Raw genomic sequence first — 13678 nt, 5'->3', positions numbered from 1 at the left:
ATTTATTCAGATGATTTTGTTTTGGCATTGTCCAAACCGTTCAGCTTTTCGGTTACGTAGTCAATAAAATCCATTTGACTGTGTGGCAGTATATTTAGGACCAATTCCAGCACCCTGCAAACGCTGTCATGTTTGGTTACATTTTGATTGTTTGGAGACAATAGCATTCCGTTCCCGTCCAGAGCAAATACACATACTTCCAGAAGGCTCGCTATGTTCAACAGCAGATCACTGTTGTCTTTGATTTCAATAGACACTTTATTAGTATTTGATGAATTACCTAGATCCTGTTTTAAGAGCCCAATAAGGTTGTTATGCAACTTATGAATGTCGTTCAAAACATTTAGACTTTTCTTTTTTGCTTTCATAATTTGTTCCAGTTTTGAAATTACCCGGACACGCCCAGATTCAATTGTCATATAATTATATGACAAATATATTGAATAATTTTAATTTGTCAACTTTTTATATGACAAAATTGTCATATAATAGAATGACATTTGTTGTATGACCAAAGATCAATTAAATAAAAAGGTTGGGAAGCGTATAGTAGAGTTACGCAACAAGAAAGGATGGACGCAATCCGATCTGGCCCGCGCATGCAGCAAGGACAGACAAGCAATTGAAAAGTTGGAGAACGGAAAGGTTAACCCTACTATTTATTCGTTAAACGCCATTGCAATTGCGTTGGACGTACATCTCTACCAACTTCTCAAGTTTTAGTCCTAACATACTAGTCTATCAGTGAAAGGTAAAACTATAATACTAACCTTTCAGTCAAGCAATTGGGCTATAGACTAGATTCTAAATATTTCTTTCTTTTCAACAGCTAAAATCCAATTTATTACGTTTGTTAAGTTCTTTTCGACCATAGATACTTGCATGATTTATAATGGCCCATTTCCTAAGCACTTTGGCTCTCCCTTTCCTTAAACCTTATCAATAGATTCCCGATATCTTCGCTAATCTTGGACTCCACTACCCTAGCATATATCTGCGTGGTAGACAATTTGGTATGGCCCAAAAGTTTTGATACCGTTTCAATGGGTACCCCATTGGACAACATGACCGTGGTGGCAAATGTATGTCTGGCCACATGGAAGGTAATATTTTTATTAACCCCAGATGCACCTGCTATTTCCTTTAGATACGTATTCACCTTCTGGTTGGAACATATGGGAAGCAATCCATTGTGGGTAGGGTAATCCCTATACTTTTCCAAAATCTCCCATGCTTGGGGAAGAATAGGAATTTTGACCAGCTCGTCCGTTTTTTCCCGTTTGGTATAGATCCAGTTCCGGTCATCTATCCCCTTGGTGATCTTATCCCAAGTAAGTTCCTTTACATCCACATAGCAAAGTCCGGTATAACAGGAAAACACAAAACAGTCCTTTACATGTTGCAATCTGTCCTGTTTGAATTCAGTTTCCTCTATAAGCCTTAATTCCCTTTGGGTCAGGAACACCCGGTCGAATTTGTTGAACTTCAATTGGAACCTGTCAAAAGGGTTTTTATTTACCCATTCCAGTTTCACGGCAAGGTTGACCATCTTCTTGAACCGTTCCAAATGTTTCATCACCCCATTATTGTTAAGGCACAGCTGTTTCTTTTTGTCCGTGCACCTCCTTAAATAATGTTCCAGGTCCAGTATAAAACGATAGTTGAGCTGCTTCAGGTGGATATCCTCCTGTTTGTACTTGCTCTTTAAAAATCGCTTTAGGTAATTTTCCGTGGTATAGTAGTTCTTCATGGTGCCAGGCTTCAGGACATGGACCATGTTCTCATTGTGATACTCGATTAGATCCAATAAACTCTTGGTTATACTATCCTCCCCTAAAAAACGCAATTTTATGGCATTTGAGGATATTATCTTATCCTCTTGGACAAGTTGGCCGTGGCACTGCATAAGTTTCGCCTGTACCTGGTCCAAATAGGCGTTCAGGTTACGGATCTCCTCCGACCTGCCCTTGCCCCTGCCCTTGATGCAGTCCCACTGGCCCACATCGATATTTCGCTTTAAACTGATCTCCGCACGTTTGCCCAAAATGGTGATACGGACATAAATGGATAGAAGGTTTGCAACACTTCTTGATTTTCTCGTAAAAAAGATTACCGTAAAGGTCTGGTTTGTTTTCATTTGAAACGGCTTTAGTTAGACAATGATCACTAAGGAAAAAAGTCAAATCCTACCCTAAAGTTCTTTCAAGTTACTACAATTCCAGTGAACCGTTGCACACCGAATTGCACACCGAATTAGGTGTGCACATATGATATCATTTGATATCAAATAAAATGTGTAAAAACAAAAAACACTGAAAATCAAGTGATTAACAGTGTTTTTGCTACTACCTATTTCTAGGTTCGTCGGGGTGGCAGGATTCGAACCTGCGACCTCCGCGTCCCAAACGCGGCGCGATAACCGGGCTACGCTACACCCCGAGAATGGTTAAAACCATCTCAACAATACTACTCTAAAAAAAAGCGGAGAGACAGGGACTCGAACCCTGGCGACAGTTACCCGTCGACAGATTAGCAATCTGCTCCGTTACCACTCCGGCACCTCTCCAATAATTTCAAAGCTCACGCATTAAAAATGCGGTTGCAAATGTACTTTTTCATTCATAAGAACGCAACAATTTTTCAATTTTTTTTTTACTTGTTCTTACTATTTGTCCAATTATTCAACTTATCTAATTAAGCTTCAAACAATTCTAGAAACCAACTACTCTGGATATTCTACCCTTAAATGATAAATATTGACCAATTTCTGTTTCAAAATCTTCTTTATCGCTTCTATTTCCTTGAAGGTTATATTGGCATTTAAAAACTGGCCGCCCTTGATTTGGCCTTCAATGATCCTTTCTACGAATTCATCGATTATCAAAAAAGTGGGGTTCTTTAAACTCTTGGAAGCAGCTTCCACAGAATCGGCCATCATTAAAATGGCGGTTTCCTTCGAAAAAGGAATCGGTCCGGGATATCTAAAATCTTCTTCATTTACCTCCCCTTCCAAGGCCTCCTGTTTTTTGTAAAAATAAAAGACCAATGAAGTTCCATGATGGGTACGAATAAAATCTATTACACGATCCGGCACCTTATTCTTCCTTGCTATTTCTATACCTTCAATGACGTGGTTAATAATTATTGCCGCGGCATCTATGGGCTCCAAGTCATCATGAGGGTTTACATTGGTAATCTGGTTTTCCGTGAAATAGGTAGGGTTGTTCATTTTACCAATATCATGGTACAGGGCCCCTACCCTAACCAGCATGGCATTGGCTCCAATTTCGTTCGCCGCTGCCTCGGCCAAATTGGCTACCTGAAGGGAATGATGAAAAGTTCCCGGAGCCTTATTGGACAACTCTTTTAATAATTTGGAATTGGTATCGGACAATTCCAACAAGGAAACATCGGATACCAAACCAAATATTTTCTCATGAATATAAATTAATGGCTGAACAAAGAGCGTAATCATTCCATTCAAGAAAAAATACCCAAAAGCCATCCACTGTATATCTTCGAGGTTACCCTCATGGATCATATGAAATGCAAAATAACCAATAATATAAATAAGGGTTATCTGGCCTACCGATATAAATAAATTAGCCCTTTTATAGAGTTCGGATACGGACAGGATGGTTACAATACCGGCCAAAGTTTGGAGAAATATATATTCAAAACTGTTGGGCACCACAAAACCCAAAATTAAAACGGTAAGAACATGTACAAAGAGCCCCATTCTTGCATCAAAAAATGTCTTGAGCACCAAGGGCAAAATACATAGAGGAACCACAAAAACATACTCCACATCATATTTGACCACCATGGTGGTCAAAAAGACCATGATAAGAATATTTACTATAATAAAGGTCACTTTTGTATTGTCCCTAAAGATTTCCGGGCGATATTTTTTAAGAAAAAGAAAAAACATCATTAATACCATTGCCACCAATACGGTATAGCCGAACAGTATAAAATATTGATTGTTCTCTTCCCATAACTCCGACTCAAACTCACTTTTCAACGAATCCAATACCCTAACATCCTCCTGTTCCACCACTTCCCCTTTGGCAATGATGAGCTTGCCCTCGTCCACATTCCCCAACGTATAGGAAATCTTTGAATATTCGGACTCCAGTTCCTTATTGGATAAATCGGCATCAAAACTAACATTAGGTTTTATAAAATTGAAGAACAACTCCTGAAAAGAGGGCTCATAAGCCGATAAATTACTTTGAGCCAGTTTTTTCCTAATAACACCCTCTACCTCGGATAAGCTATATACATCATCAAAATTTAATTTAGTGGCTTCATTGTTCTTAACCAGATAAAGACTATTCCTAGTACTCCTACGTTCAATTTTGGACAGAATGCCATTTGCATATAGCTCCGCCAAAACGTCATTGGCAACCCCTTGAATCCTTTCTAGTTCATTCTGGTTGAAACCGGCGGAATTAAAAACCTTACCCAGCTCCTTCCCAATTGTGCTGTCCACTTCGGCTACAATACCGGGGTCATAATAATAGTAGTCTATATGATTGCTTTCTATTTTCTCCTTTTCCTTAATAATTTCCTCCTCGCCCTTATTTATAGAAAAATCGAAAGGCGCATAAAAATTATTGTATTGCCAAGGCTTGCCTTTTTGGTATTCGTACTTAAACTTTCCGCCACGTGGAAAAAAGAATACAATAAAGAAAACAGCCGAGAAATATAAAAAATACTTATAAACCAGGGAATGATTTTTATAAAGGCTATCCAAAAAAGTGCGCATACGGAAAGTATATATAGTCAAAAATAGAAAAATATAAACTTAAAATGACACTTTGCCCAAATAACACCACTTTTGAAACGGACTTATAGAATTTAACCAAGGGGCGTAGGCTTTATTTCATCTATTACCAATACCCAAAAAACAGTGAGGGGTTCATAAATAACTTGGAATATTCTACCGTTGCGCATCTCATTGCACATTAATTTATTAAATTCGCAGATAATAAAAATGAACTTGATGAAAGATGTTGTGATCGTTTCCGCTGTTAGAACACCCATAGGAAGCTTTATGGGAGCATTGTCCACCATTCCGGCACCTGAACTTGGCGCTATTGCCATTAAGGGTGCATTGAGTAAAATTAAATTGGACCCTTCCAAAGTGGAGGAAGTTCTAATGGGAAACGTTGTTCAGGCAGGAACCGGTCAGGCACCAGCAAGACAAGCAGCTATTTATGCCGGCATACCCAATACGGTCCCCTGTACCACAGTCAACAAGGTCTGTGCCTCTGGAATGAAATCGGTGATGATGGCCGCCCAGTCCATAGCATTGGGAGACAATAATATTGTTGTTGCCGGGGGTATGGAAAACATGAGCCTAATACCTCATTATATTCATTTAAGGAGTGGCCAAAAATTTGGGCCCGCCACATTGATCGATGGCATGCAAAAAGATGGACTTGTCGACGCTTATGACCAGCAGGCCATGGGAACATGTGCGGACGCCTGCGCTATTGAATATGAATTTAGCAGGGAAGACCAAGATAATTTTGCCATTCAATCCTACCAAAGATCCGCGAATGCCTGGGCAAGTGGAAAATTTGCCAATGAAGTAGTACCCGTGGAAGTCCCACAAAGAAGGGGCGAACCCATACTGGTAACCGAAGATGAAGAATTTAAAAATGTTAAACTGGATAAAATTCCTGGATTGCGCCCTGCATTTTCCAAGGATGGTACGGTAACGGCAGCCAACGCCTCGACCATCAACGATGGTGCAGCAGCTTTGGTATTAATGAGCAAGGAAAAAGCAAAGGAACTTGGATTAAAACCTTTGGCAACCATAAAAAGTTATGCCGATGCGGCCCAGGAACCCAATTGGTTCACAACAGCGCCGGCAAAAGCTCTTCCTAAAGCATTGACCAAAGCCGGTATCGGCATGGAAGATGTTGATTATTTCGAATTTAACGAAGCCTTCTCTGTGGTTGGCCTCGCCAATATGAAAATACTTGGTCTTACAGATAAAAATGTGAATGTGAATGGCGGAGCCGTTTCTTTAGGTCACCCCTTGGGTTGTTCCGGGGCAAGGATCATTATTACATTACTCAACATACTGGATCAAAATAAAGCAAAAATAGGAGCAGCGGCCATATGTAATGGTGGCGGTGGCGCTTCTGCAATAATTATAGAAAGAAATTAATAAGTTCTTGTAAAGCAAGCCCATGCAATACGGTATTTGCCACCTTAGTATTGTCCCAATACGTTCCGTTGCAGACGACACCAGCGAAATGGTTTCCCAACTTTTGTACGGGGAACATTTTAAGGTATTGGATCAGAGAAAAAAATGGAGCAAGATCCGTAATGCTTTCGATAATTTTGAAGGCTGGGTCAGTAATCAGCAATTCACCTTTATTGACGAAGACCTATTTAAGGAAATGGAAAGTCTGGAATCAACAAAAATATCTTCCGAACTTATTTCATTTATAGAAACAGAGAACAATGTACTGCTTCCTATTGTCCTAGGATCGTGCATACCACAAAATTGTCCTTTAAACCACAAGTTCGACGGCTCGTTCACAGTCGGAAAACAGGACAAGGACCAACTCGTAAACAAAGCTCTTCTCTATTTAAACGCTCCTTACCTATGGGGAGGAAAAACCACTTTTGGAATTGACGGTCCGGGATTTACCCAAATGGCCTACAGAACCAACGGCTATCGTTTACTCAGAGGAGCCCAACAGCAATCTACCCAAGGGGAAGCCTTAAGTTTTATTGAGGAAAGTGAACCAGGGGATCTGGCCTTTTTTGACAATAATGATGGCATTATAGACCACGTAGGGATTATCATGGAGAACAACTATGTTATCCATTCCTTTGGCAAGGTCAGAATAGACCGGATAGACCATACAGGAATTTTCAATGCCGAAACAAATACCTATACCCATAAGCTAAGGGTAATCAAAAAAATCATATAAAAAAAGGGCCATCGTTTTGCGATAGGCCCTTTAATATATTGTTGAAATATGGTATTACTCTCCGCTAAGCTTTTTAAGGCGCAAGAAGTTTTCATTATCTCCTAAGGCACCATAAATATTCTTTAATTGAGAAAGAATGCTTTGGTTATCAGGATTCAATTTTAAGGCATCTTCCAAGATTATGGCCCCGTCACGGAACAAACTATCTTTTTTCTCCTTCAATTCATCATACCTTGCTATATCTTTTTTGGAATTGCCAAGTGAGTTCATTTCATCTATCAAACCGTTACCTTCGTTAACATAGGTTGTAGAAAGATTCAGTTGTGCATTGACATAGCCTGGATTAATTTCGATTGCCCTTCTATAAGCTTTCCTTGCATCTTCAATTAACCCTTGTTCCATATTGATAACACCAACATTGTAGAACAAATCAGGATTATCAGGAGCAACTTCCGAAGCTTCTGCCATTAAAGCCTTGAATTTCTCCTTATCGCCCATCTTATAGTAAAGATTGGCTTCGTTCAGAATCAAGTTCACATCCTTTGGATCTTTTGCCCTTGCATCCTTATAAGCATCCAACGCATTGTCATCTTGACCCAATTGTGTATATATCAAGGCAATATTCTTTACTATTTCCGTGGTTTTTGAAGGGGTCTTCTCGTCCACTGGATCTTTATAGGCCCCAGATTTAACCATTAATTCTCTTTGTGTTTTCTCCATCTCCTCGACTTCACCAGTAGACACGTTGGTAGCTTTATAAACCATTCCGCCTCCATCATAACCCAAATCCTTTAACTCATTGTAATATTTAAGTGCCTTCTCATAATGTCCTCCATTTACAGCGCTACTGGCCGCATAATAAAGATAAACAGTATCCTGAGGACTTAATTGGTACCCCATATAGAGTTTACCGGCAGCTTCCTCGTACTTTTTGTTATTGTTATCTTCCACAGCAGAATTGATCAGATCAGCGGTCATACCAGAAAGTTTTTCCTTGGCATCCGATCCGTATTTGGCCTTACCACTCTTTTCTTCTACTTCACTTACTTTTTTAAGGGAAGAAATAGCTTCATCAAAAGCACCAGCAGTTCCCTTTTTAGCCAGTTCAGCATAAGCGCTTCCCCTTAAAAAATAATATTGGGCCTGCATTTTTGGGTCTGCACTGGCAATTAGTGAGGATGCACCATCCAATGCTGTTTTTGCAGCCATGGCATCGCCCGACTTTAACGCCTTATCAGCCGTTTTTATCTCATCCTTTTGAGCAATTCCGACTACCGAAAAAAGCATAGTCGAGAGTATTAAAATATTTGTTTTCATTTCAAATTAAATTTACTTATTAGTGTTTAAATGTTATTCTTTGGTTTCCGCACTATCATTATCAAGAGCCGTGCCATCTTCTTCTTTGGCATCTACCTCCAAGGTTGTAATGTCATCTATTTCGTCTTCATCCTTCATAACTTTGGCCACAGCAGCAATGGAATCGTTGCCTTTAATATTAATAAGTCGAACACCCTGTGTTGCCCTACCCATTACTCTTAAATCCTCAACACTCATCCTAATTGCGATACCCGATTTATTGATAATCATTAAATCATCGGAGTCCGAAACATTTTTAATAGCTACCAATCCACCAGTTTTATCGGTAATGGAGATAGTCTTCACCCCTTTACCTCCTCTATTGGTGATTCTATAGTCTTCAATACTGGAACGTTTTCCGTACCCATTCTCGGACACTACCAATATTTCCTCTTCAAAATTATGCACGGCCACCATACCTATTACCTCATCATTATCATGTGCCAGGGTAATTCCACGTACACCGGATGCATTTCTACCCATAGGTCTCGTCTTTACCTCCTCGAACCTAATAGCCTTACCGGACTTTAACCCTAGGAAAATCTGACTTGAACCTGTTGTAAGTTTAGCCTCCAAAAGTTCATCGTCCTCACGAATACTTATCGCATTAATACCATTCTGTCTTGGCCTTGAGTATTGTTCCAAAGATGTTTTTTTAACGATACCCTTTTTGGTCGCCATAATAACATAATGACTGTTTACATATTCCTCATCCTTTAAATCCTGGGTACAGATGAAGGCTTTCACCATATCATCGTTCTCAATATTGATCAAGTTTTGGATAGCACGTCCTTTGGAAGTTTTGGTACCCTCCGGAATTTCATACACGCGCATCCAGAAACATTTACCCTTTTGGGTAAAGAACAACATGTATTGGTGGTTGGTACCCACGAAAAGATGCTCCAAGAAATCTTCGTTTCTAGTAGAAGATGCCTTTTGGCCAACACCACCCCTGTTTTGGGTCTTATATTCCGAAAGAGGCGTTCTTTTAATATAACCGGCATGGGAAATGGTAATTACCACTTGCTCATCAGGAATCATATCCTCCATACTTAGGTCACCACCAGCAAAATTTATTTCGGAACGACGGTTATCGCCATACTTGTCCTTAACCTCTAGCAGCTCATCCTTAATTATCTGCATCCTTCGCTCTTTCTTGGCAAGGATATCCTTTAAATCCGCAATGGTCAAGATTATTTCTTCGTACTCCGTCCTTAATTTATCCTGCTCCAGACCTGTCAATTGGCGTAAACGCATTTCAACAATGGCCTTGGCCTGAATTTCACTAAGCTTGAAGCGCTCCATAAGCTTTTCCCTTGCCTCATCAGCATTGGAGGAAGCTCTTATGATCGCAATTACCTCGTCTATATTATCCGAGGCTATAATAAGTCCTTCTAGGATGTGCGCCCTGTCTTCGGCCTTCTTCAGCTCAAACTCCGTGCGCCTTACAACCACTTCGTGACGGTGCTCCACAAAATAGTGGATCATCTCCTTAACGTTCAACAATTGTGGCCTTCCGTTTACAAGTGCAATGTTATTAACACTAAAAGAGGACTGTAAGGAAGTATACTTGTATAAGGTATTAAGTACTATATTTGGAATAGCATCCCTTTTAAGGATATAAACGATACGCATACCGTTCCTATCAGATTCATCCCTTATGGTAGAAATTCCTTCTATCTTTTTTTCATTGACCAGATCGGCAGTCTTCTTGATCATGTCCGCCTTGTTGATCTGATAAGGAATTTCCGTCACTACAATACTCTCTCTTCCCTGAACTTCCTCAAAATTGGCTTTCGCCCTCATTACTACACGACCACGTCCGGTATGGAAAGCCTCCTTAACCCCGTCGTAGCCATAAATTATACCACCTGTTGGAAAATCCGGTGCCTTGATATGGGTAATCAGCTCATCGATCTCAATATCGTTATTGTCAATATAGGCAACGGTACCGTCCACTACTTCCGAGAGGTTATGGGGCGGCATATTGGTCGCCATACCCACTGCAATTCCGGAAGCCCCATTGATCAATAAATTAGGTATCCTAGTAGGGAGTACCGTTGGCTCCTGTAAGGAATCATCAAAATTAAGCTGATGATCCACAGTATCCTTATCAATATCGGCCAACATATCATCCGCAATTTTACGCATACGGGCCTCCGTATAACGCATCGCTGCAGGACTGTCACCATCAACGGAACCAAAGTTTCCCTGGCCATCGACCAACATATACCTTAAACTCCACTCCTGGGCCATACGCACCATGGAATCATAAACAGAAGTATCTCCGTGTGGATGATACTTACCTAATACTTCCCCGACAATACGCGCGGATTTCTTATGGGCACTATTAGATCTAACACCTAACTCGTGCATTCCGAACAAAACCCTTCTATGCACTGGCTTTAAACCATCCCTAACATCTGGCAGGGCACGTGACACAATGACCGACATTGAATAATCAATGTAGGCAGATTTCATTTCATCTTCAATGTTAATCGGAATTAATTTTTCTCCTTCTGCCATTTAAAATCTTCTATTTATTTTTAGTTAAAAAAGCAGGACAATATACGTAAAATCGATACTATACAAGTACTTAGGACAGACTTTTGTGAAGAATTTATTAACACTTCAAATATGAGGTTCGGATAACGATTTGATTGTTAATTTTTTTGCAAATAATGGCTTATTTCGGCAAATCGACCACCTTTAACGAATATTAGGTATAGTATTTGCCATAGATTGATATAGATTTACTATTTTTAAAGTTGAAAGGATATTTTATGGACGACAATTTTTCCCCTAGAGTAAAAGATGTTATTGCTTACAGTAAGGAAGAGGCCTTAAGATTGGGTCACGACTTCATTGGAACCGAGCATTTAATGCTGGGATTACTGCGGGACGGTAATGGAAAAGCAATAAGCATTTTAGACGCATTGGACGTGGACTTGGATCACTTGAGAAGAAAAGTGGAGATATTAAGTCCCGCCAATCCAAATGCTGGCGCTGCACAAAAGGACAAAAAGAACCTGCATCTGACCAGACAGGCGGAGCGTGCGCTGAAAACAACATTTCTAGAAGCTAAATTATTTCAAAGCTCCTCTATCAATACGGCCCATTTATTACTATGTATTTTACGTAATGAAAACGACCCTACCACTAAATTACTACATAAATTAAAAGTGGACTATGATGGAGTAAAAGACCAGTTTAAATCAATGATAACAAGTGATGACGATTATATAGATTCCCCTACTTCGGAATCCTTTCCTAGTGATTCCGATGAGCCCAATGAAGAAAAAGAAGGCACTTTTGGCACTTCCGGTACCGGGCAAAAGGGAAGCAAAAAATCAAAGACCCCTGTATTGGACAATTTTGGTCGCGACCTGACCAAAATGGCAGAGGAAAACAAATTGGACCCCGTTGTGGGGCGTGAAAAGGAAATTGAAAGGGTTTCCCAAATTCTAAGTAGAAGAAAAAAGAACAATCCTCTGCTAATAGGAGAACCAGGTGTTGGTAAAAGTGCCATTGCCGAAGGACTTGCCCTAAGGATAATCAACAAGAAAGTTTCCAGAATACTATACAATAAAAGGGTAGTAACCCTGGATTTGGCTTCTTTGGTTGCAGGTACCAAATACCGCGGCCAATTTGAAGAGCGAATGAAGGCGGTCATGAACGAACTCGAAAAAAATGATGATGTAATTCTATTCATCGATGAGATCCACACTATTGTAGGTGCCGGCGGGGCCACAGGTAGTTTGGATGCTTCCAATATGTTTAAGCCAGCACTCGCGAGAGGTGAAATTCAATGTATTGGAGCCACCACTTTGGACGAATACAGACAATACATAGAAAAAGATGGTGCCCTGGAAAGACGATTTCAAAAGGTAATCGTTGAGCCTACAACCGTAACCGAGACCATTGAGATCTTAAAGAATATCAAAGGAAAGTACGAGGACCACCATAACGTAATCTACACAGATGAAGCGATAATTGCCTGTGTAAAACTTACCAATAGGTATATGACGGACAGGTATTTACCGGACAAGGCCATTGATGCCCTGGACGAGGCAGGTTCGCGCGTGCATATTGTTAATATGGATGTTCCCAAACAAATATTGGAACTGGAAAAACAATTGGAAGACGTTCGTGAACTAAAAAATACTGTCGTAAAAAAACAAAAATACGAGGAGGCCGCCAAACTAAGGGATGATGAAAAACGAATAGAAAAAGATTTGGCCATTGCCCAAGAACGATGGGAGGAAGACAGTAAGCTACACAAAGAAACCGTTACCGAGGACAATGTTGCCGACGTGGTTTCCATGATGAGCGGTATTCCCGTAAACAGGATTGCACAAACAGAAAGCAATAAATTGGCAGAATTGCCAAAACTTATCAAGAGCAATGTAATTGGTCAGGACGAAGCTGTTGCCAAAGTTGCCAAAGCGATCCAACGTAACCGGGCAGGTCTAAAAGACCCTAACAAACCTATTGGCTCCTTCATCTTTTTAGGGCAAACAGGGGTAGGTAAAACACAACTTGCCAAAATACTGGCCAAGGAGTTATTCGATTCCGAGGACGCCTTGATCAGAGTGGACATGAGTGAATATATGGAGAAATTTGCCATATCAAGACTAGTAGGTGCACCTCCAGGATATGTCGGATACGAAGAAGGCGGACAGTTGACAGAAAAGGTACGCCGTAAGCCTTATTCCGTTATTCTATTGGATGAAATTGAAAAAGCACACCCAGATGTATTCAATATGCTTCTGCAAGTGCTGGATGACGGATATTTAACAGATAGTCTTGGCAGAAAGATCGATTTTAGAAATACGATCATCATAATGACCTCCAATATCGGAGCTAGACAGCTTAAGGATTTTGGCCAAGGAGTTGGTTTTGGAACTTCCGCAAAAAAGGCCCAGGCCGACACCCATCAAAAAAGTGTTATCGAAAACGCCTTAAAGAAGGCCTTTGCACCGGAATTCTTAAACAGAATAGACGACGTTGTTGTATTTAATGCCCTGGAACGCGAAGATATCCACAGGATAATCGATATTGAGTTGAAGAAATTATACCTCAGGATCAAGGATATTGGGTATGATTTACAGCTAACCGATAAGGCCAAGGATTATATTGCCGAAAAAGGCTTTGACAAACAATACGGCGCCAGGCCACTTAAGAGAGCTATTCAAAAATATATTGAAGATGCACTGGCCGAGGAAATCGTAAATTCCAAATTGGAGGAAGGCGATACTATTCATATGGATCTTGATGAGGCCAAGGAAGAACTTACTATTAAGATCAAAAAAGCAGAAAAGTCATCCAAAACTTAAATTGGACATCTATATTAAACACAAAAA

General features: G+C 40.2%; 9 protein-coding genes and 2 tRNA genes. 4 read left to right on the top strand and 7 right to left on the bottom strand.

Annotation, left to right across the window (positions count from 1 at the left end; genetic code table 11):
• Nucleotides 1-2: 2 nt before the first annotated feature.
• Complete coding sequence (locus KO529_RS03760; protein ID WP_215946569.1) at nt 3-368, bottom strand: hypothetical protein; 366 nt, start codon at nt 366-368, stop codon at nt 3-5.
• Nucleotides 369-507: 139 nt separating this feature from the next.
• Here KO529_RS03760 and KO529_RS03755 point away from each other — a divergent pair, with 139 nt between their 5' ends.
• On the top strand, nt 508-723 hold the full coding sequence (locus KO529_RS03755) for a helix-turn-helix domain-containing protein (RefSeq protein WP_215946568.1): 216 nt from the start codon (nt 508-510) through the stop codon (nt 721-723).
• A gap of 181 nt (nt 724-904) precedes the next feature.
• Here KO529_RS03755 and KO529_RS03750 read toward each other — a convergent pair whose 3' ends face one another.
• The 4 genes from KO529_RS03750 to KO529_RS03735 form a co-directional block, all read right to left on the bottom strand.
• The gene (locus KO529_RS03750; protein ID WP_215946567.1) at nt 905-2137 is read right to left on the bottom strand and encodes a site-specific integrase; all 1233 of its coding nucleotides are present in this window, start codon (nt 2135-2137) and stop codon (nt 905-907) included.
• 227 nt (nt 2138-2364) lie between these two features.
• Nucleotides 2365-2439, bottom strand: a tRNA-Pro gene (locus KO529_RS03745).
• Between the two features lie 43 nt (nt 2440-2482).
• Nucleotides 2483-2566: transfer RNA gene (locus KO529_RS03740), tRNA-Ser, on the bottom strand.
• A gap of 156 nt (nt 2567-2722) precedes the next feature.
• Nucleotides 2723-4771: an HD family phosphohydrolase gene (locus tag KO529_RS03735; RefSeq protein ID WP_215946566.1), complete on the bottom strand. Its 2049-nt coding sequence runs from the start codon at nt 4769-4771 to the stop codon at nt 2723-2725.
• A 237-nt stretch (nt 4772-5008) separates the two neighbouring features.
• On the opposite strand from KO529_RS03735, the gene KO529_RS03730 reads away from it, so the two are divergent.
• Both KO529_RS03730 and KO529_RS03725 read left to right on the top strand, forming a co-directional pair.
• Nucleotides 5009-6184: an acetyl-CoA C-acyltransferase gene (locus tag KO529_RS03730; RefSeq protein ID WP_215946565.1), complete on the top strand. Its 1176-nt coding sequence runs from the start codon at nt 5009-5011 to the stop codon at nt 6182-6184.
• A 22-nt stretch (nt 6185-6206) separates the two neighbouring features.
• The gene (locus KO529_RS03725; protein ID WP_215946564.1) at nt 6207-6959 is read left to right on the top strand and encodes an NlpC/P60 family protein; all 753 of its coding nucleotides are present in this window, start codon (nt 6207-6209) and stop codon (nt 6957-6959) included.
• 54 nt (nt 6960-7013) lie between these two features.
• Here the strand turns inward: KO529_RS03725 and KO529_RS03720 are convergent, their stop codons facing one another.
• On the bottom strand, nt 7014-8276 hold the full coding sequence (locus tag KO529_RS03720; protein ID WP_215946563.1) for a tetratricopeptide repeat protein: 1263 nt from the start codon (nt 8274-8276) through the stop codon (nt 7014-7016).
• A 33-nt stretch (nt 8277-8309) separates the two neighbouring features.
• Nucleotides 8310-10841: a DNA gyrase subunit A gene (gyrA, locus tag KO529_RS03715; protein ID WP_215946562.1), complete on the bottom strand. Its 2532-nt coding sequence runs from the start codon at nt 10839-10841 to the stop codon at nt 8310-8312.
• 257 nt (nt 10842-11098) lie between these two features.
• On the opposite strand from gyrA, the gene KO529_RS03710 reads away from it, so the two are divergent.
• Complete coding sequence (locus KO529_RS03710; protein ID WP_215946561.1) at nt 11099-13651, top strand: ATP-dependent Clp protease ATP-binding subunit; 2553 nt, start codon at nt 11099-11101, stop codon at nt 13649-13651.
• The last annotated feature ends 27 nt before the right edge of the window (nt 13652-13678 follow it).

It is taken from the genome of Arenibacter algicola (genome assembly GCF_018860365.1).
GTDB classification, from domain to species: domain Bacteria; phylum Bacteroidota; class Bacteroidia; order Flavobacteriales; family Flavobacteriaceae; genus Arenibacter; species Arenibacter algicola_B.
The sequence above is the reverse complement of the archived record's forward strand: the minus strand, read 5'-3'. Positions and strand labels throughout refer to the sequence as shown.

What these genes read in the sequence shown, in the direction of transcription:
- KO529_RS03760 (WP_215946569.1), bottom strand. Translation starts at nt 368, where the DNA reads ATGAAAGCAAAAAAGAAAAGTCTAAATGTTTTGAACGACATTCATAAG.
- KO529_RS03755 (WP_215946568.1), top strand. Translation starts at nt 508, where the DNA reads ATGACCAAAGATCAATTAAATAAAAAGGTTGGGAAGCGTATAGTAGAG.
- KO529_RS03750 (WP_215946567.1), bottom strand. Translation starts at nt 2,137, where the DNA reads ATGAAAACAAACCAGACCTTTACGGTAATCTTTTTTACGAGAAAATCA.
- KO529_RS03735 (WP_215946566.1), bottom strand. Translation starts at nt 4,771, where the DNA reads ATGCGCACTTTTTTGGATAGCCTTTATAAAAATCATTCCCTGGTTTAT.
- KO529_RS03730 (WP_215946565.1), top strand. Translation starts at nt 5,009, where the DNA reads ATGAAAGATGTTGTGATCGTTTCCGCTGTTAGAACACCCATAGGAAGC.
- KO529_RS03725 (WP_215946564.1), top strand. Translation starts at nt 6,207, where the DNA reads ATGCAATACGGTATTTGCCACCTTAGTATTGTCCCAATACGTTCCGTT.
- KO529_RS03720 (WP_215946563.1), bottom strand. Translation starts at nt 8,276, where the DNA reads ATGAAAACAAATATTTTAATACTCTCGACTATGCTTTTTTCGGTAGTC.
- gyrA (WP_215946562.1), bottom strand. Translation starts at nt 10,841, where the DNA reads ATGGCAGAAGGAGAAAAATTAATTCCGATTAACATTGAAGATGAAATG.
- KO529_RS03710 (WP_215946561.1), top strand. Translation starts at nt 11,099, where the DNA reads ATGGACGACAATTTTTCCCCTAGAGTAAAAGATGTTATTGCTTACAGT.